The following is an 18,069-nucleotide window of genomic DNA, read 5'->3' on the forward strand; positions in this document are numbered from 1 at the left end:
AGGTTCTAAGAATGAACGCGGTTTCGCCTGCGTCAAACCGACGCAAGCCCCGCCGCGCTACGATAGATGACAGGTGTCTGGCGGCTCGCCCCGTGCCATAATCCGCCCGGCGCAACCCATCCCAACACAGGAGGCATTACCATGTTGACCCAGGACCAGCTGAAGCTTGCCGTAGCCAAGAAAGCCATCGAATTCGTGCCGGACGACTGCATCGTCGGTGTCGGCACCGGCAGCACCGTCAACCTGTTCATCGAAGAACTGGCCGCCATCAAGGGCCGCATCCGCGGCGCGGTATCCAGCTCCGACGCCTCCACCGCCCGCCTCAAGGCCCACCACATCCCGGTCTACGACCTCAACGAAGTGGACGCGCTGCAGGTTTACATCGACGGCGCCGACGAAATCAACCACCACCTGCACATGATCAAGGGCGGCGGCGCGGCGCTGACCCGCGAGAAGATCGTCGCCAGCGTGGCGGACCAATTCATCTGCATCGCCGACGAAAGCAAATACGTCGCCATGCTGGGCGCCTTCCCGCTGCCCATCGAAGTGATCCCGATGGCGCGCAGCTACGTGGCGCGCGAACTGGTCAAGCTGGGCGGCCACCCGGAACTGCGCCAAGGCGTGACCACCGACAACGGCAATGTGATCCTGGACGTGCACGGCCTGAAAATCCAGAAGCCGGTGGAACTGGAAGAAATCATCAACCACCTGGCCGGCGTGGTCACCTGCGGCCTGTTCGCGCGCCGTCGCGCCGACGTGCTGGTGTTGGGACGGCAAAGCGGCGTCGAAGAAATCCGCTAACAAGCTAGGCCAAGCCTGGCCGCCGCGCGCAAACGGGCAGATGAATTGTCACATCGGCGTCATCTGCCCGCATTAACATAGCGTTTTTTGACTGGTTTTGGTTTGAGGCAGACATGGCAGAACATATTTCCAAGCAGTTCGATATGGAGCTGGAAACCATCCGCACCCGCGTCCTGCAAATGGGCGGATTGGTGGAGCAGCAGATCTTGTCCGCGGTGGACGCGCTGCTGGCCGGCGATATTGAAAAGCTGGACAAGGTGATCGCCGAAGACGCGCTGGTCAACGCGATGGAAGTCACCATCGACGACGACTGCCTGCACATCATCGCCCGCCGCCAGCCGGCCGCCAGCGATCTGCGCATCGTGTTCACCGTGATCAAGGTGATCACCGACCTGGAACGCATCGGCGACGAAGCCAAGAAAATCGCGCGCATGGGCAAGACCATCTACCAGTCCGAGCGCTACCAGATGCCGCGTTTCCGCGAAATCGAAAAAATGGCCGACGTAGCGCTGGGCATGCTGCGCCGCGCGCTGGACGCCTTCGCCCGCCTCGACACCAGCGCCGCGCTGGAACTGGCCGAAGCGGACCAGGAACTGGACGAAGACTTCGCCGCGGAACTGCGCCAGCTGATCACCTTCATGATGGAAGACCCGCGCACCATCAGCATGTCCATCGACACCCTGTTCATCTCCAAGGCGATAGAGCGCATTGGCGACCACGCCACCAATATTTCCGAATACGTGGTCTACCTGGTCAAGGGCAAGGACATCCGCCACACCACCTTGGAAACCAAGAAGCGCGAAACCCTGGGTTGAACCCGGCCGCGCCGACCATGGCGACTTGACATGACGGTTTGACTAAAATGGCGGTAACATTCGGTGTTGCCGCCATTGTTGCGTCTGGCGTCCGTGCCCGCCTTGGCGTTAGAACCTGTTTACGATCTGCTGCGCGTCGGCGATACGGCGTTGAAACCAAGCTCAAAATGCTCATGTACCACGAGTACATTCCGCTTTCTCGCTCGTTTTCGCCTTGTCTCGCCTTAGCTCGCGAGATCGTAAACAGGTTCTTACAACCCATGACGAATCCACCCCGCGCTCGGCGCGGGCCTAGATAAAGAGAGAAGGGGTGTCTTTGACACTGACCACGCCCCCCAATAACGTGCTCGCCACCATAGACATGGGCTCCAACAGCTTCCGCCTGCAAGTGTCGCGGGTGGTGGACGACCAACTATACGCGCTGGACGTGATGAAAGAGACCGTGCGCCTGGGCGCCGGCCTGACCGCGGACAAATACCTGGACCAGGAAACCCAGGACAAGGCGCTGGCCTGCCTGGCCCGCTTTGGCGAACGCCTGCGCGGCTTCACCCCGGCGCAAGTGCGCGCCGTGGGCACCAACACCCTGCGCGTGGCCAAGAACGCCGCCGACTTCATCGCCAAGGCCGAGCCGCTGCTGGGCTTCCCGATAGAAGTGATCGCCGGCCGCGAAGAAGCGCGGCTGATCTACCTGGGCGCCGCCCACTCCCTGCCGGACACCAAGGAACGGCGCATGGTGGTGGACATCGGCGGCGGCTCCACCGAATTCATCATCGGCAGCCACTACAAGGCGTTGGTCACCGAAAGCCTGCCGCTGGGCTGCGTCAGCTTCACACTGCGCTACTTTGGCGACGGCAAGCTGACCCAGGCCAATTTCCGGGACGCCATCCTGGCCGCGCGCAATGAAATCCAACGCATCGCCCACCAATACCAGCGCGAAGAATGGCAACTGGCGGTGGGCACCTCCGGCACCGCGCGCTCGCTGCGCGACGTGCTGGAAATCAATGACTGGAGCAGCGCCGACATCACCCTGGCCGGCATGGAAAAGCTCAAGACGCTGCTGATCCGCCAGGGCGACATCAAATCCATCGACGTCAACGGCCTCAAGGCCGACCGCGCGCCGGTGCTGGCCGGTGGCCTCGCCATCATGATCGCGGTGTTCCAGGAACTGGCCATCGACAAAATGACGGTGGCCGAAGGCGCATTGCGCGACGGCGTGCTATACGATCTACTGGGCCGCCAACGCGAAAAGGACATGCGCGACACCACCGTCACCCAGTTCAAGCGCCGCTACCACGTGGACACCGCCCAGGCCGAGCGCGTCACCACGCTGGCCGAGCGCCTGTACCGCATGGTGGCCGGCGAAGACGTCGACCAATCCATGCTCAAGCGCCTGCTGTGGGCGGCCAAGCTGCACGAAATCGGCCTCACCATCTCCCACACCGCCTACCACAAGCACTCCTCCTACATCCTGCAGCACGCCGACATGCCCGGCTTCTCCAAGCGCGAACAAGCCACCTTGGCCGCCATCGTGCTGGGCCACCGTGGCGACATGGGCAAGATGCGCCAATACATGGAAGACGCCAGCCTGTGGCAGGCCGTGGTGGCGCTGCGCCTGGCGGTGCTGTTCCACCGCAGCCGCAACAGCATCGCGCTGCCGGACCGGCTGGACCTGCGCCAGCACGCCACCGGCTTCGCGCTGACGCTGAACAAAGCCTGGCTGAAAGGCAGCCCGCTCACCGCCAGCGGCTTCAAGCAGGAAATCGGCCAATGGAAAAACGTCGGCTTCGTGCTCGACATCGAGCAAGTGTGAACCGCCGATGCGCCACGCCACGCTGAAAAAACGCATCCCCACGCTGGGCGAAGCCCCCGGCACCCTGCTGTCGGTGGGCGAGGCCAAGCTGCCGGAAGCCTCGATCTCCCTGTTTGAATACGGCCCGGAGCAACTGCAGGAAACCGTGTTCCAGACCGTGGCCGAAGGCCTGGCCCACCAGCCCGCCGGCGGCGTGCTCTGGCTCAACGTCTACGGCCTGCACCAGCCGGAAGTGATGCGGGCGATAGGCCAGCGCTTCGGCCTGCACGCGCTGGTGCTGGAAGACATCATGAACGCGCGGCAGCGGCCCAAGGTGGAAGACTACGGCGACTACCTGTTCATCGCCAGCCGCGTGTTCGACTACCACCAGCACGGCGAGGGCGGGGCCGGGCGGCTGCTGTCCGACCAGATCTACCTGGTCATCGGCCGCCGCTTCGTGCTCACCTTCCAGGAACGCCCCACCGGCGTGTTCGAAGAAGTGCGCGAACGGCTGCGCCGCGGCCGCGGCCTGCTGCGCCACAAGGACGCCGACTACCTGGGCTACTCCTTGCTGGACGCGATGATAGACGACTACTTCGGCGTGCTCACCGAGTTCAACGAAAGAGTGGAACGCATGGACAGCACGCTGCTGCGCGGCCGCGACCAAGGCGTGCTGCTGCAGATTCAGCGCCTGAAGCGCGACTGCCTGAAACTGCGCCGCGCGCTGATGCCGCTGCGCGAAATGCTGATCTCGCTCAACCGCGGCGAACACGGCTTCTTCAAGCCGGAAACCCTGGTCTATCTGCGCGACGCCTACGACCACACCATGCACGTGATCGAATCGCTGGAAATGTCGCGGGAAATGGTGGGCGACATGCTGGACCTCTACCTGTCCACCCAATCCCACCGCCTCAACCTGCAAATGCGCGTGCTCACCGTCTTGACCATGATCTTCATGCCGCTGACGCTGATCGCCGGCATCTACGGCATGAATTTCGAATACATGCCGGAGCTAAAATGGCATTACGGCTACCACCTGGTGCTGGTGGCGATGCTGGGTATTGCCGGCGGCTTGAGCTGGTTGTTCTGGAAGCGGCGCTGGTTGTAAACCCTGCCCCCTGTTGTGGAATCCACGCCGGCGGCGCGCTGCGCCGGCGCTTGCCTTGACCCTCTGTGCCCAATCGGTAACAATCGCCGCGTACCGCAGACATTCGCGGCACTCGGGTTTGACAGCCCGAAATCGCCAGACTCGCCACAGAATCTGCTATCTGAGGAGTCTACCGATGACGCATCCACACCGCCGGCGCTACCGCGCCTTATTCTCCCCCTCACTCCCGCTCAATCTCGTTCTCAAAAAACTACGCCGCATGCCCGGCATCGCCGCTGATCGCCTGCGCGCGCTGGAACGCCAATTGCAGATCCGCGAACACCATCTGCACCGCGCGATGCAAGACCTGCGCCAGGCCCACCACAGCCTGCGCGCGGTCCAAGCCCTGCTGCGCCAGGCCGGCGGCGAAGCCTGCCCCTGCGATGTGCTGCACATCACGCTGGAACCGGCGCAGCACTGGCTGCAACGCGGCATGGCCACGCTGACCACGCGGCATTGACAGGAGACGACGATGAAAACCGCTATCCCGATACCCGGCCGCCACGCCTTGCGGCAACTGGAGCAAGCCTTGCACGCCCTCGCGGCGGACCCGCGCGCCCAAGCGCCGCTGGCGCAGGCGCAGCAAGCGCGCCAGCAACTGGAACAAGCGCTGAGCGACCATCTGGCGGTGCTGCGCGAAGCCGAGCTGGCCCTGAGCTGCGTGCTGACCCTGCTGCTGCGGCACGATGAAGAAATGTTCGCCGGCAAACAGCTGCGCGTATTGCTGGAACCGTTCCAGCAGCAGATGGAAGTGGCCTTGCATGGGCTGGAGGGCCTGCGTTAAGCCCGGTTGAGACCTTGACCCATCCACAACGGACCGCTGCTCCCGGGGCGCGGTCCGTTTTTGCATTTGCGTGGCTTCATGGGTGAACACGGGATCTGCGCTGAGCGAGGCGGAGAGGGTTTAATGGGCAGGAATTGGCAATAAAAATCAATGAAATCTCGATAAAAGCAACTAAATACCGGGATTTAGGGTTCTCCTGGAAAGTTAGGATAAATCCTATATCTGTAACAAATTGTAAACCATATGATGGCCTCGGAGTTTCCAGTGAGTTCAACGGCGCTTGCGCCGTGAGATGCCGCCGGCGATATCGGCGGCTTTTTCTATCCGTGGGAGAGTGTGGTATGAAAACCTTGAACAGCAAGAAAGGCCAAATCGTATTGGCGGCGCTGGCCGCCTTGGCCATGAGCCCGGCGTTTGCCGTTGGGACCGACGTATCCGGCCAGATCGACTTCACCGGCAAAGTGGTGGCGGACTCCTGCCGCCTCAGCTCGCCCAATGGCGACGCCACCAGCATCAAGGTGGACATGGGTACGGTGTCGGTGGACGACATTGGCACGGTGACCAGCCCCAAGTTCACCGGCAGCGGCAGCAAGCAGGTGGATTTCAACATCATCTGCAAAACCGCCGTCAAAGTGTCGATGGCATTGACCGGCACGTCGCCGGAAGTAGTCACTGGCAACAAAATCCTGCGTGTCAACAACGGCACCTCCTTGGCTGGTTTTGCCCAGGGTGTCGGCATTGCATTGTTTGACAGCGCCGCCAGCGCCAGCCCCACGGCTTACGACCTGACCAAGGGGGAACTGTTGAAGGAAGCCGCCGCAGGAAAGGTCAATGAAGTCCGCCGCGTCAGCTTTGCCGCCGCCTATGTCACCAACGGCACGCCGACAGCGGGTATCGCCAATGCCAGCCTGCCGTTTACGCTGACTTACGAGTAAACGCCATGCTTGGCGCCCGCTGGGCGCCAAGCATGGCCGCGTATCCGCTTTGAACCCCTCTTGATTTCCCTACGGCGTTTCCGATGAAAACCATTCTGCTTCCTCTGCTGTTGGTGCTTGCCTTGCAACCGGCCTGGGCCGGCATTGCGCTGAACGGCACCCGTTTGATCTTTGATGGCAGCGATAAAGAAGCGCCTATCATCGTCAGCAATCAGGGCGAGGACATCCTGGTCCAGTCCTGGCTGGAGCCGGCGGAAGGGCAGCCGGAAGAGCTGCCGTTCGCGGTGACGCCGCCGCTGGCACGGCTGCCGGCCAAGCAGCAACAACTGCTGCGCGTGCTCTATGCTGGCGCTGGCGCGGCCGAGGATCAGGAAACCGTGTTCTGGCTGAATGTGCAGGAAATTCCGCAGGCGGCCAGCGGCGACAATGTGCTGCAGCTGGCGGTGCGCCAGCGCATCAAGGTGTTTTTCCGCCCTAAATCCTTGGGCAGCGGCGGTGCGCTGCAAGCGCCGGCGGGTCTGCGCTGGAGCGTTCGCCAGCAGGATGGCAAGCCGCAGCTGCGCGTGGACAATCCCAGCCGCTACCACGTGACGCTGGTGGATTTGGCGTTGAAAAACGGCAAGGCGTTGGCCAAGGCCTATATGGTGGCGCCCGGCGGCAGCGGGCAATGGCCGCTGCCATCGGTGGCGGCGCAGCTGCGCTACGGCATCATCAACGACTTTGGCGGCCACGTGGAATACGCGGTGTCGCTGGAGCCCGGCCAGGAGGCGAGCCCGCGTCAGCTGGAGCCGCAGGATCCGCAACCCTGATTGAAGCCCCGGCCGTCAGCCGGCCGCCGATTCATCTTTCGGATAGCCTTGTCCCCGTTCTGCTTGAGTAAGCCCTGCCATGCGCCTACGTTCCGATAGCCTGTCTTGTCACGTCTTGCCGCGGCGCCGCTCCGCCCTGAAACCCGGCTGCCTGCTGATCTTGCTGGCGCTGGCGGAGTGGTCGCGAGCGGAAGAGGGGGCGGCGTCGACCGCGCCGACCCTGCTGGCTTTCAACACCAACTTCATCAACGGCGCCGGCCGGCCGGCGGACTTGAGCGCGGTGCTGAGCGGCGGCAACGCCTTGCTGCCCGGCAGTTATCGCGTGGATGTGCTGGTCAACGACAGCTTGAGCGGACGCCGCGATGTGATGTTCGTACAAGACCCCGTCAGCGGCAGGGTGACGCCCTGCGTGGACGCCGCCTTGCTGCAAGCCGCCGGCGTGCAATTGCAGAGCCTAACCCCGCCGCTGGCGGAGGACGATCCGGCCTGTCTGGATCTGGCCGCGTTGATGCCGCAGGCGGCGGTGGATTACGACTCCACCCGGCTGCAATTGAAGCTGAGCATTCCGCAAGCCTTTCTGAGCCGCAGCGCGCGCGGCTATATCGACCCAGCCTTGTGGGACGAGGGCGTGGCCGCCGCCTATGTCAATTACCAGTTCAACGCCAGCGAGAGCCGCAACAGTGGCGTGGGCGGCAGCACCAACCGCAGCGCCTTCCTGGGCTTGCAGAACGGCATCAATCTGGGCGCCTGGCGCTTGCGCAACGACTCCACCCTGAGCTGGGCCGATGGCCAGTCCATGGACGCGCGCAGCAACCGCAACGTGCTGCAGCGCGACATCACCGCCTGGAAAAGCCAGCTGGCGCTGGGCGAGCAATACACCGATCCCACGCTGTTCGACAGCCTGCGCTTCCGCGGCGCGCAACTGTCCAGCGACGACGGCATGCTGCCGGACAGCGAACGCGGTTACGCGCCGGTGATCCGCGGCCAGGCGCAGAGCAATGCGGTGGTGGAAGTGCGCCAGAACGGCTATACCCTGTACCGCGCCAATGTGCCGCCGGGGCCGTTCGAACTGACCGATATCTTCCCGTCCGGCTCCAACGGCGACCTGGAAATCACCGTCACCGAGGCCGACGGCAGCAAGCGGGTGACGCAGCAGGCGTTCTCCAGCCTGCCGCTGATGCTGCGCAAGGGGCGCTGGCAGTACAGCGCCGCCATCGGCGAATACCAGGGCGGCCAGGATGTGCGTCCCAGCTTTGCCGCCGGCACCGTGGTTTACGGCATCGGCGACGACAGCACCGTGGCCGGAGGCTTGCAGTTCAGCGCCGATTTCCAGGCGCTGAACCTGGGCGTGGGCACCAATACGCCGCTGGGCGCGCTGTCGCTGGATGTCACCCAGTCCGTCAGCCGCGCCCAGGGAGAACGGCAGCAGGGCCAGAGTGTGCGCCTGCTCTACGCCAGAACCTTTACCCGCACGCTGACCAACCTGACGCTGGCCGCCTATCGTTACTCCACCGCCGGCTACCGCGGTTTCAACGACCACGCCAGCGATCTGGCCGGCAACAGCCAGGCGAAGTTTGGCCGCAGCCGTTCGCGCATCGATCTGACCACTCAGCAGGACTTGGGCCGCGAGCGGCGCTTTGGCAGCCTGTACCTGAACCTGAGCCAGCAAAGCTATTGGGGCCAGAGCGGCGGCACCGGCAGCGTGGGCCTGGGCTATGGCAATAGCTGGAAGCGGCTGGGCTACAACTTCACGCTGAGCCGGAGCCGCGACAGCCGCCCCGGCGGCGTCAGCAGCACCCAGGCGATGCTGACCTTCTCGGTGCCGCTGGGCGACAAGCCGCGTTCGCCGCGGCTGTACTCCAACCTGAGCCATACCACCGGCAGCGGCGCTTCGCTACAAGCCGGCGTCAACGGCTATATGAGCGAGAACACCTCGTATTCGCTGCAGGCCGGGCATAGCAGCCGCGACGGCAGCAGCACCGCCGGCCTCAGCGTCAATCACAGCGCGGACTTCGTGCAGCTGAGCGCGGCCTACAACGCGGCGCGTCAGTATCAATCCGGCAGCGTGGGCGCGTCCGGCGCCATCGTGGTCCATGGCGGCGGCGTCAACCTGAGCCGCACGGTGGGCGACACCTTCGCGCTGATGCAGGTGGATGGCCTGTCCGGGTCCGAACTACGCGCCGGAGACGGCGGCAAGCTGGCGCGCAATGGCTATCTGGTGCAGCCGTATGCGCAGCCTTATCGCGTCAATACCTTGAACCTGGACACGCGGCAATTGGGCGCGGACGCGGAGCTGGAAGACACCGTCAAGCAGGTGGTGCCGCGGCGCGGCGCGGTGGTCAAGGGCGTGTTCAAGGCTAGGCGCGGGGTGCGCGCGCAGTTCACCCTGCTGCGGCCGGATGGCGGCAGCGTGCCGTTTGGCGCCAGCGTCAGCGGCGACGGCGGCAAGCCCTTGGGCATCGTCGATCCCAATGGCAAGGTGCTGGCGCTGCTGAAGCAGGAGACTGGCCGGCTGACGGTGGCATGGCGCGGCGGCCAGTGCGTGGCCGATTACCGGCTGCCGCCGGCCAAGGCCGGCCAGTACTACCAGCGCCGCCGCCTGAACTGTAACTGAGGGGATGGGAATGGATTGGAAACGCTATGGCGGCGCGCTGCTGCTGGCCTGCGTCAGCCTGTCTGTGCAGGCCAAGATCAAAAGCTGTGATGACGAGGCTGTGATTAGTCAAGTGAGCGAAATTCCCGGCCTACCGCCGACCAGCGCGTCCAAAGCCGGCGATGTGTTGCATAAGCGGCTGTATCTGTTCTCGATCGGCTATGAGGTGGTGACTAAAATCAATGGTGACCGGATGCGCATGGGGGCGGGGTGGTCAGCCGCTCCAGACCCTAATAATTTCAATACTGTGCGGCTTGCTTCCGGGCTGGGGGTGCGCTGGCGTCATGCCGATAGCGGTCTCGATGGCCGCTTGATTGGTTCAGGCAACAGCGACATCAATACCTGGAGCGAGTATGAGGATTACCCTGGCAAGGTGGGGAAATACACGCTGCAAGCATTATTTGTCCAGGAATTTGTCTTGACCGACCCGGCAAAATACCAAGGTGGCGGTGGTGGCTACCTGAGTACGCCTTTCAGTATTTATGCTCACGGCACCGGCAATGGCGCCAGCCAGAACGTGTCCAAAGGTTGCAATCAGTCAGTTCAGACAGGAGACGTGGCTTACCCTAAGGGGGTTTATCACTTTATCTACGACAACTGGTCCGGCGACGCGCTTCCACCGCTGCCCGCCCCCAGCTGCAAGCTGGCGCTGGATTCCAAGCAGCTGCGCGTGTCCATGGACGCGATCAATGTGTCCGGGCTGGACCACAAGGACGCGGTGTCTCAGAACAGCGTGCCGCTGCGCATCCGGCTGGAGGAGTGTGCGATCAATGCCAAGCCGTCCATCAACTTCACCGATGCGGGTACGCCCGAAAACACCAGCCATACGCTGCTACCGAACAATGCCGATGCCGCCGGCAGCGCCAAGGGCCTGGGCGTGCGCTTGCGGCGGAATCAGCAGACGGATGTGTATTTCGGCCCGTCCAGCAGCAGCGACGGCAGCCGCCGCATTGCGCTGGGCACCGCTAGCAGCGGCAATCCGGTGCTGACGCTGGATCTGAACGCCCATTATGTGCGCACCACCGCCGCGCCTATCCAGCCGGGCGCGTTTGCGGCGACCGCCACTTTCGTTGTGTCTTATCCGTGATGGGGTGGTCCATGCGTTGCCGGCAGGCGCGGTTCAGGGCAGCGCTACCTTGAAGTTTGATCTTGAATGACAGGTTAGGGTTTATGAGGTTTATAGGCGTTTATTTATTACTGGCTTTGTTGGGCGTTTTTGCCTGGCAAGGCGCCAGGGCGGATATCAGTTTTGCCGGTGAGAGCCGTTATATCTTTGCGGCGGATGCAAAGCGTAGGCCGATCACCATCGTGAACGATGGCGCACAGCCGGCCTTGGTCCAAGTCTCGGTTGCCTGGGGGGAGGGCGATCTCGAGCGGGACCTGCCAATCGCGGTGAATCAACCCTTGCTGCTGATCGGCGCGGGCGAGCGCAAGAGCGTGGATGTGCTGTATGCGGGAGAAGGGCTACCAGCACAACAGGAGAGCTTTTTCTTATTGAGTGTGCTGGAAGTGCCGGCCGCGGCAGAGGGTTCTCATATTTTTTATCTTGGCTTGAGACACCATTTAAAATTGTTTTACCGGCCGGCGCTGGCCTCGTCTCCGGAGCAGGCCATGGAAGCGCTCAGTTGGCGCGTGGAAAACGGTGGGAAGAAAATACGGGTGGAAAATAGCTCGCCTTACTATCTGACCTTGCTGGATATCAAGGTGATGGATGGCAATGGCGCTGTTTGCGGGCAGTCTGTCGCGCATAAAATGCTGCCGCCGTTTTCTAGCGCGGATTGGCCTGTGGATGGCTGCGAGGGTGTGGTGGGTAAGGTGCGTTATCAGATGGTAAAGGATAGTGGCCTGGCTATTAAACAATCTTATAAATTGAATGGTTGCGTTTCAAAGGGGGGGGTATGAGAGGTTGCTATTTTTTTATGGCTCTATGTTTGCTATTCATGCTGTCTGCGCCAAGCTACGCTCTAAAGTGTACCAGTCTTGATAATAATGTTAGCGTCAGTGATATGGTTGAAACTACCGTGGCAGTGCCCAATTCTTTGCCTCAAAAAATGGTGTTGTGGCGTCAGGTGACCCAAACGCTAGAAGCAAAATGTTGGGTTGATGTGCGAGGTTTTAAGGAAGAAAATGTATATTTTTATCTAGATCCCAAAAAGGTTGATCTGGGGCCTGATATGGATGTGGGGGTGACCTATAATGGTGTCGATTATATTAAATCGGAATTGTCTGGCGGGAAGTTGGATACAGGTGTAGGTGTTTTGGCGTGCAAATGGGATGAGATTAAGAAGGAGTGTGTTCAAGATAAGACAATAGTGAAGTTCAAATACTCTGTTTTCTTGTCCAAGAAGTCGGCTAAAGGGCCTCCCAAAGAGGGGGCGCTATCAGTGGTTCAGAGTTTTATGGCTTTTCAGTTTGATGGTAAGAATGATGTGCGTCCAGGCGCGAGCTATAACTTGACAGTGAACGGTTTGAATAAGATTCGCTATATTCCTTGCGAGTCTAAAATTTCTATTGCCCCTAATTTTATAGATTTTGGCGGAGTACCAGCCTCATCGGCTCAAGTTGGCAGGGTCATTCGATCACTTCCCTTTGTGATTTCTGAACAGCGTGGGTGTAGTGCTGCTTATGGTGTGAACCTGGCTTTTCATCCTAAAAATGTAAGGGATAGCACAGATAATACGCTGATTGTACCTGGCAATAATAGGTCGCTTGGAGTTCGTATTGTTGATGCGGAAAAAAATAAAGCGCTGGTGCTGAGGAAAGAGTATGAGTTTTCGCCGGTTGGATCTGGCCTGTTTTATAGCAAACGATTCTTGGCGGAGCTGTCCTGGTTGTCCCAGACACCACAGCTAGGGCGGTTTGATACCGGCGCGATTGTGGATGTTTATTATAAATAAACCTGTTGGCAATGAGTGCCAGCTTGCTGTGGCGTGGAGGATGATGAGGTTTTCTGTGGCTTGCTTGATACCCAGAACATATTGCCCACACGCCTTGTGCTGGGGGCGATTGCGAAATGATCGCGGGCGCGGGCTTGTCCAAACTAGAAAGCGTGATTTGGTCCGTCCGCGTGGTCGGTAAAAATAAGAACGCGCCTCAGCCGGGCGCGTTCCAGGGCAATGCCACCCTGCTGTTTGATTTTGAATAGCGCTAGCGGACTCTAGGGGCGGCTCAGTTCCACCGACCATTCCGGCCCGGAGCCTATGCCGCGCTTGGCGGCGTAGTTGTCCATATTCAATGCCAGCGACACGTCCAGCAGGCTGTTCAGATAGACCAATGGCTGGCCGCTGGCCACTTCGCCAAAGGTGTGGCGATAAGGCGCCACCACTTCGTCCACCGGCTTGCCCTGCTTGAAGATGCGCACTTTCACCGGGTCGCCGGGGCGGAAGCCCTGGGCTTCGAACAGGGCTTTGGGGATATTGGTCCACACATTGCCGTATTGCGGGTCCAGCACCGGAATCATGCCCTTGAGCCGTCCATTGGTGGCTTCCGCGCGCTGATACGGCAGCTTGACCACGGCGGCGGCCGGCAGCGGCGGGCCCACTTCTTCGAAACGGATCTTGCCGGCGGCCAGGCGCGCGCCGGTGTAGGCGTAGACATCGCGGCCGTGGAAGGTATAGGACGCGGCCGAACCTTGCAGGCGGTTGGTTTTTTCGTCGATGCGGCGCAGCTCGGCCACGCCGTCGCGCTCGGCGATCAAGGTCAGCAGGCCGTTGTTGGGATTGACGAAGTAGCGGCCGTCCCGGGTTTTCAGCACCACGGATTGGCGCTCGGTGCCGACGCCGGGGTCCACCACCGATACGAACACCGTGCCCTTGGGCCAGTAGTTGGCGGTCTGGTACAGCCGGTAGGCGCCGCTCCAGATGTCGTAATCGGGGATTTCGTGGGTGAGGTCGGACAGCGTCAGCTTGGGGTCCACCGAGTAGGCGACGCCGCGCATTGCCGACACCGCGCCGTCCTTGAGGCCAAAGTCGGTCATCAGCACCAGCGGCGCGTCCGCGCGCGCCAAGCCGGCCAGCAGCAGGCCGGCGGCGAGCCAGAGGCGGGCGTGTTGGAATAGCTTCATTCTTTTTCTCCTAAGAACCTGTTCAAAGTCTGCTGCGCTTCGGCGATACGGCGTTGAAAACCGCTTCGAAATGCTCATGTACCGAATGTACACTCCGCTTTCTCTGCCGTTTTCGCCTTGTCTCGCTCTTGCTCGCGAGACTTTGAACAGGCTCTAAGAACCTGTTTACGATCTGCTGCGCGTCGGCGGGATGGATAGAAATGGGCGTTGAAACCAAGCTCAGTGCTCATGTACCACCTGTACATTCCGCTTTTTCGCTCGTTTCCGCCTGGTCTCGCCTTAGCTCGCGAGACCGTAAACACGTTCTAAGTTTTTCTGGTGTTCAAAATGCTGTTGCCGGTCTTGCGGCGCCTGCCAGCGCCGGGCTTGCCTAAAGCCTGTTCAACGTCTCGCGAGCTAGACGAGACAAGGTGATTTAAACAACCCCACCGCTGCGCAGCAGACATTGAACCGCTTGTTACACCTCGTCCGAGCGCAGCCTCTGCACGCCGGCGGCCAGCATCTGCGCCCAGGCGCTGCTGAGCGAGCCGTTCAGATTGATGCCGCGGCAGGCGTCGTCCACCACCGTGGTTTCCAGGCCGGCGGCGCGCGCGTCCAGCGCGCTCCAGGCCACGCAGTAGTCGGTGGCGAGTCCGGCCAGCCATACCCGCTTGACGCCGCGCTCGGCCAGGTAGCCGGCCAGGCCGGTGGGGGTTTGGCGGTCCGCTTCGACAAAGGCGGAATAGCTGTCCAGCGCGGGGTTGCAGCCCTTGCGGATGATCAATTGAGCCAGGCTGGTGTCCAGTTCCGGGTGGAAGGCCGCGCCATGGCTGCCGGCCACGCAATGATCCGGCCACAGCGTTTGTTCGCCATAGGGCAGTTGGATGCTGTCGAAAGGCTGGCTGCCGGGGTGTTGGCTGGCGAAGGACACATGTTTGGCCGGGTGCCAGTCCTGGGTCAGGATCACCCGGTTGAAGAACTGCATCATGTGGTTGATCAGCGGCACGATTTGATCGCCGTCGGCCACCGCCAGTTCGCCGCCGGGACAAAAACTGTTTTGCACGTCCACCACGATCAGGGCGCAATCGTCGCCGTAGCGCTTCAGGGGCATAGCGTTTTCCTGCAAGGGTTCTCAGCCTTTCTTGTTACCACGCGGCCGCCGGCGCGGTAAAGCCCGACGCGGCGACAATCGCGAAATAGGGTTTGCCATTTATACCCTATGGGGGTATATAATTCAGCCCAGGAGGTCATCATGACAGCAAGCACCGTGGATTTGCCGATTGAGGGCATGAGTTGCGCGGCCTGCGCCGCCAGGATTGAGAAACAGTTGAACCGGCTGGACGGGGTGGAGGCGGCGGTCAACTTCGCCAGCGAATCGGCCAAGGTCTCGTTCGACCCGGTCAAAACCCCGCCGCAAACCTTGGTGGACACCATCGCCAAGACCGGTTTCGCCGTGCCGCGCCGGCAGGCGGAGCTGGATATTCAGGGCATGACTTGCGCCGCCTGCGCCGGCCGCATCGAGAAGGTGCTGAATCGGCTGCCGGGCGTGTCCGCCCAGGTCAACTTCGCCAGCGAGAGCGCCCGCGTCGATTACGTGGCCGGCCTGGCCGACGAGGCGGCGCTGATCGCCGCGGTCAGCCGCGCCGGTTACCAGGCCGCGGCCAAGGCCGGGCCGGGCGACGACACCCTGGCCGCCGAGCATGCGCGCCGCTACCGGCGCGAGCGGCTGTGGTTCGCGTTTTCCGCCTTGTTGACGCTGCCCTTCGTCATTGAAATGGTGGCGATGTTCAGCGGCGGCCATCATGGCTGGCTGCCGCGTTACTGGCAGCTGGCGCTGGCCACGCCGGTGCAGTTCGTGGTTGGCTGGCGCTTCTACAAGGGCGCCTGGGCGGCGTTGCGCGGCGGCGGCGCCAATATGGATGTGCTGGTGGCTCTGGGCACCAGCATGGCCTGGCTGCTATCGGCGGCGGTGACGCTGCTGGGGCTGGAAGACCAGCATGTTTATTTCGAGGCCAGCGCCTCGGTGATTACCCTGGTGCTGTTGGGCAAATTGCTGGAGGCGCGCGCCAAGGGCAAGACTTCGGCGGCGATAGAGGAGTTGATCCGGCTGGCGCCCAAGACCGCCCGCGTGGAGCGCGAGGATGGCCGGGTGGAAGAGGTGGCGGTGACCGCGCTGCGCCAGGGCGATGTGGTGGTGGTGCGCCATGGCGAAACCTTGCCGGTGGACGGCGAGGTGGTGGACGGCGCGGCGGCGTTGGACGAAAGCATGCTCACCGGCGAAAGCCTGCCGGTGGCCAAGCGTGTCGGCGACAGCGTTTACGCCGCCACCCGCAATCAGGACGGCATGCTTAAGGTGCGCGCCACCGGCGTGGGCGGCGATACCCAGTTGGCCGAGATCGTGCGTCTGGTCAGCGCGGCCCAGGGCTCCAAGGCGCCGATCCAGCAATTGGCGGACGTGATTTCCGGCGTGTTCGTGCCGGTGGTGGTGGGCATCAGCTTGTTGACCTTCATCATTACCGGCTTGTGGTTGCAGGATTGGTCGGCGGCGCTGATCCACGCGGTGGCGGTGCTGGTGATCGCCTGCCCGTGCGCCTTGGGCCTGGCCACGCCGACGGCGGTGATGGTGGGCGTGGGCAACGGCGCGCGGCGCGGCATCCTGTTCCGCAACGCCACCGCGCTGGAGCTGGCCAGCCAGGTGGGTGTGCTGTTGGTGGACAAGACCGGCACGCTGACCGAGGGCAAGCCGCAAGTGAAACAAGTGCTGCCCTTGGCGGCGGACGCGGACCTGGTGCTGCAACTGGCCGCCAGCGTGGAGGCCGGTTCGGAACATCCGCTGGCGCGGGCCATTCTGCAGCAGTCGCAGCAGCAGGGCCTGGCCTTGCTGCCGGTCAGCGGCTTCGCCGCCCAGGTGGGGCAGGGGGTGCAGGCGGAGGTGGCTGGCCACGGCCTGGTGCGCGCCGGCGTGCCCGGCTGGCTGGGCGAGCAGGCGCAAACCGCCGCCTTGCCCTTGCAGCAGGCGGGCAACACCGTGGTGGCGGTGGCGCGCGGCGAGGAGTTGCTGGGACTGTTGGCCATCGCCGACCGCATCCGGCCCAGTTCGGCCCAGGCGGTGGCGCAGTTGCAGGCCATGGGCATACGGGTGGCGATGCTGACCGGCGACAACCCGGCCACCGCCGCCGGCATCGCCGCGGAAGCGGGCATTCGCGATTACCGCGCCGAGGTGAAGCCGCAGGACAAGGCGGCGGAGGTGCGGCGCTGGCAGGCGCAGGGTTTCAAGGTGGCGATGATGGGCGACGGCGTCAACGACGCGCCGGCGCTGGCCGCCGCCGACGTCAGCCTGGCGATGGGCGCCGGCTCGGACGTGGCGATCGAGGCCGCCGACATCACCCTGATGCACGGCGATCTGATGCACGCGGTGGACGCGATCCGGCTGTCGCGCGCCAGCCTGCGCAAAATCCGGCAGAATCTGCTGTTCGCCTTCATCTACAACGTGATGGGGATACCGCTGGCGGCGCTGGGCATGTTGAACCCGGTGATCGCCGGCGCGGCGATGGCGATGAGTTCGGTATCGGTGGTGAGTAATTCGTTGTTGCTGCGGCGCTGGAAATAAGGCGGCATCGGCGCTAGCGAAGTTTTGAATTTTTTCAGGAGAAAGCAATGTCCGAATTGATCATGAAAGTGGATGGCATGACCTGCCAGGGTTGCGTGAAAAGCGTCAGCGGCGTGCTCAGCGGCATGGCCGGCGTCAGCGAGGCCGAGGTCAGCCTGGAGGCCAAGCAGGCCAAGGTGGTGTACGACGCCGAGATCGTGTCGCCGGAGGAGTTGGCGGCGGCGGTGGAGGACGCGGGCTTCGATGTGACGCGCTGAGCCTTAAACGGCGGCGTTGCGGAACAGGGCATGGCTTGCGGGCCATGCCCTGTTTCATTGTGCTCCATGGTGGGGCGTTGACCGAGCACCCGCAATTTTAAGAGGCGTGGACGTCGACGGGCTGACGGCAATATATTGTTTTTCAATGATCTTGCCGGCTTGACGGTTTAGGGGGGGGCCAGCATCAAGCTATACTTGGCTGGCAGAGGTCAATGATGACTGTCGAGAAAACCATAGGGAAAATGAGGACATCGGCGGGCAATATCAGTTTTGATGAACTTGTGGCCGTGTGTGATGCCCTTTTCGGCAAAGGGCGGGTTAAGAACCTGTTCAAAGTCTGCTGCGCTGCGGCGATACAGCGTTGAAACCGAACTCAAAATGCTCATGTACCACTTGTACATTCCGCTTTTTCGCTCGTTTTCGCCTT

Annotated in this window: 17 protein-coding genes; 14 read left to right on the forward strand and 3 right to left on the reverse strand. The window is 62.2% G+C overall.

The genetic code is table 11. The features are described from left to right. Nucleotides 1-141: 141 nt before the first annotated feature. From rpiA to ACE3QM_RS15370, 12 genes are all read left to right on the forward strand, one after another. On the forward strand, nt 142-801 hold the full coding sequence (gene rpiA, locus ACE3QM_RS15315; protein WP_048409897.1) for a ribose-5-phosphate isomerase RpiA: 660 nt from the start codon (nt 142-144) through the stop codon (nt 799-801). 113 nt (nt 802-914) lie between these two features. Further along, nucleotides 915-1,616 carry a phosphate signaling complex protein PhoU gene (gene phoU / locus ACE3QM_RS15320; protein ID WP_048409896.1) on the forward strand — a complete coding sequence of 234 codons (702 nt, stop codon included), beginning with the start codon at nt 915-917 and terminating at the stop codon, nt 1,614-1,616. A gap of 322 nt (nt 1,617-1,938) precedes the next feature. Then, nucleotides 1,939-3,426, forward strand: coding sequence for an exopolyphosphatase (ppx, locus tag ACE3QM_RS15325; RefSeq protein ID WP_374423082.1), 1,488 nt, complete (start codon nt 1,939-1,941; stop codon nt 3,424-3,426). 7 nt (nt 3,427-3,433) lie between these two features. Continuing rightward, the gene (corA, locus tag ACE3QM_RS15330; RefSeq protein WP_374423058.1) at nt 3,434-4,513 is read left to right on the forward strand and encodes a magnesium/cobalt transporter CorA; all 1,080 of its coding nucleotides are present in this window, start codon (nt 3,434-3,436) and stop codon (nt 4,511-4,513) included. Between the two features lie 175 nt (nt 4,514-4,688). Further along, the gene (locus tag ACE3QM_RS15335; protein ID WP_374423060.1) at nt 4,689-5,012 is read left to right on the forward strand and encodes a hypothetical protein; all 324 of its coding nucleotides are present in this window, start codon (nt 4,689-4,691) and stop codon (nt 5,010-5,012) included. A 12-nt stretch (nt 5,013-5,024) separates the two neighbouring features. Further along, on the forward strand, nt 5,025-5,336 hold the full coding sequence (locus ACE3QM_RS15340; RefSeq protein ID WP_374423062.1) for a DUF1484 family protein: 312 nt from the start codon (nt 5,025-5,027) through the stop codon (nt 5,334-5,336). 341 nt (nt 5,337-5,677) lie between these two features. Then, complete coding sequence (locus tag ACE3QM_RS15345; RefSeq protein ID WP_374423064.1) at nt 5,678-6,271, forward strand: fimbrial protein; 594 nt, start codon at nt 5,678-5,680, stop codon at nt 6,269-6,271. An 83-nt stretch (nt 6,272-6,354) separates the two neighbouring features. Next, nucleotides 6,355-7,080 (forward strand): molecular chaperone, encoded by a 726-nt coding sequence (locus ACE3QM_RS15350; RefSeq protein ID WP_374423066.1) that lies wholly within the window; start codon nt 6,355-6,357, stop codon nt 7,078-7,080. A gap of 79 nt (nt 7,081-7,159) precedes the next feature. Beyond that, complete coding sequence (locus tag ACE3QM_RS15355) at nt 7,160-9,694, forward strand: fimbria/pilus outer membrane usher protein (RefSeq protein ID WP_374423068.1); 2,535 nt, start codon at nt 7,160-7,162, stop codon at nt 9,692-9,694. A gap of 10 nt (nt 9,695-9,704) precedes the next feature. Further along, nucleotides 9,705-10,820: a fimbrial protein gene (locus ACE3QM_RS15360; protein ID WP_374423070.1), complete on the forward strand. Its 1,116-nt coding sequence runs from the start codon at nt 9,705-9,707 to the stop codon at nt 10,818-10,820. An 83-nt stretch (nt 10,821-10,903) separates the two neighbouring features. Next, a complete protein-coding gene (locus tag ACE3QM_RS15365; protein ID WP_374423072.1) occupies nt 10,904-11,635 on the forward strand; it encodes a molecular chaperone in 732 nt (243 codons plus the stop codon). 104 nt (nt 11,636-11,739) lie between these two features. Further along, nucleotides 11,740-12,630, forward strand: a complete 891-nt coding sequence (locus tag ACE3QM_RS15370; protein WP_231461277.1) for a fimbrial protein — start codon at nt 11,740-11,742, stop codon at nt 12,628-12,630. Between the two features lie 260 nt (nt 12,631-12,890). Here ACE3QM_RS15370 and ACE3QM_RS15375 read toward each other — a convergent pair whose 3' ends face one another. Continuing rightward, on the reverse strand, nt 12,891-13,796 hold the full coding sequence (locus ACE3QM_RS15375) for an S-adenosyl-l-methionine hydroxide adenosyltransferase family protein (protein ID WP_374423074.1): 906 nt from the start codon (nt 13,794-13,796) through the stop codon (nt 12,891-12,893). A 457-nt stretch (nt 13,797-14,253) separates the two neighbouring features. Beyond that, nucleotides 14,254-14,886, reverse strand: a complete 633-nt coding sequence (pncA, locus tag ACE3QM_RS15380; protein WP_231461280.1) for a bifunctional nicotinamidase/pyrazinamidase — start codon at nt 14,884-14,886, stop codon at nt 14,254-14,256. Between the two features lie 141 nt (nt 14,887-15,027). Here pncA and ACE3QM_RS15385 point away from each other — a divergent pair, with 141 nt between their 5' ends. Both ACE3QM_RS15385 and ACE3QM_RS15390 read left to right on the forward strand, forming a co-directional pair. Then, on the forward strand, nt 15,028-17,385 hold the full coding sequence (locus ACE3QM_RS15385) for a heavy metal translocating P-type ATPase (RefSeq protein WP_374423077.1): 2,358 nt from the start codon (nt 15,028-15,030) through the stop codon (nt 17,383-17,385). A gap of 47 nt (nt 17,386-17,432) precedes the next feature. Further along, the gene (locus ACE3QM_RS15390) at nt 17,433-17,642 is read left to right on the forward strand and encodes a heavy-metal-associated domain-containing protein (protein WP_019102750.1); all 210 of its coding nucleotides are present in this window, start codon (nt 17,433-17,435) and stop codon (nt 17,640-17,642) included. A 209-nt stretch (nt 17,643-17,851) separates the two neighbouring features. Here the strand turns inward: ACE3QM_RS15390 and ACE3QM_RS15395 are convergent. Next, on the reverse strand, nt 17,852-18,069 hold a 218-nt coding region (locus ACE3QM_RS15395), incomplete at its 5' end, for a hypothetical protein (RefSeq protein ID WP_374423079.1).

The organism is Chromobacterium sp., assembly GCF_041912965.1.
In the GTDB taxonomy this organism is placed as follows: Bacteria; Pseudomonadota; Gammaproteobacteria; order Burkholderiales; family Chromobacteriaceae; genus Chromobacterium; species Chromobacterium aquaticum.

Bases quoted from the DNA above. Each gene is read 5' to 3' on its own strand.
- rpiA (WP_048409897.1), top strand. From the start codon at position 142: ATGTTGACCCAGGACCAGCTGAAGCTTGCCGTAGCCAAGAAAGCCATC.
- phoU (WP_048409896.1), top strand. From the start codon at position 915: ATGGCAGAACATATTTCCAAGCAGTTCGATATGGAGCTGGAAACCATC.
- corA (WP_374423058.1), top strand. From the start codon at position 3,434: ATGCGCCACGCCACGCTGAAAAAACGCATCCCCACGCTGGGCGAAGCC.
- ACE3QM_RS15335 (WP_374423060.1), top strand. From the start codon at position 4,689: ATGACGCATCCACACCGCCGGCGCTACCGCGCCTTATTCTCCCCCTCA.
- ACE3QM_RS15340 (WP_374423062.1), top strand. From the start codon at position 5,025: ATGAAAACCGCTATCCCGATACCCGGCCGCCACGCCTTGCGGCAACTG.
- ACE3QM_RS15345 (WP_374423064.1), top strand. From the start codon at position 5,678: ATGAAAACCTTGAACAGCAAGAAAGGCCAAATCGTATTGGCGGCGCTG.
- ACE3QM_RS15350 (WP_374423066.1), top strand. From the start codon at position 6,355: ATGAAAACCATTCTGCTTCCTCTGCTGTTGGTGCTTGCCTTGCAACCG.
- ACE3QM_RS15355 (WP_374423068.1), top strand. From the start codon at position 7,160: ATGCGCCTACGTTCCGATAGCCTGTCTTGTCACGTCTTGCCGCGGCGC.
- ACE3QM_RS15360 (WP_374423070.1), top strand. From the start codon at position 9,705: ATGGATTGGAAACGCTATGGCGGCGCGCTGCTGCTGGCCTGCGTCAGC.
- ACE3QM_RS15365 (WP_374423072.1), top strand. From the start codon at position 10,904: ATGAGGTTTATAGGCGTTTATTTATTACTGGCTTTGTTGGGCGTTTTT.
- ACE3QM_RS15370 (WP_231461277.1), top strand. From the start codon at position 11,740: ATGGTTGAAACTACCGTGGCAGTGCCCAATTCTTTGCCTCAAAAAATG.
- ACE3QM_RS15375 (WP_374423074.1), bottom strand. From the start codon at position 13,796: ATGAAGCTATTCCAACACGCCCGCCTCTGGCTCGCCGCCGGCCTGCTG.
- pncA (WP_231461280.1), bottom strand. From the start codon at position 14,886: ATGCCCCTGAAGCGCTACGGCGACGATTGCGCCCTGATCGTGGTGGAC.
- ACE3QM_RS15385 (WP_374423077.1), top strand. From the start codon at position 15,028: ATGACAGCAAGCACCGTGGATTTGCCGATTGAGGGCATGAGTTGCGCG.
- ACE3QM_RS15390 (WP_019102750.1), top strand. From the start codon at position 17,433: ATGTCCGAATTGATCATGAAAGTGGATGGCATGACCTGCCAGGGTTGC.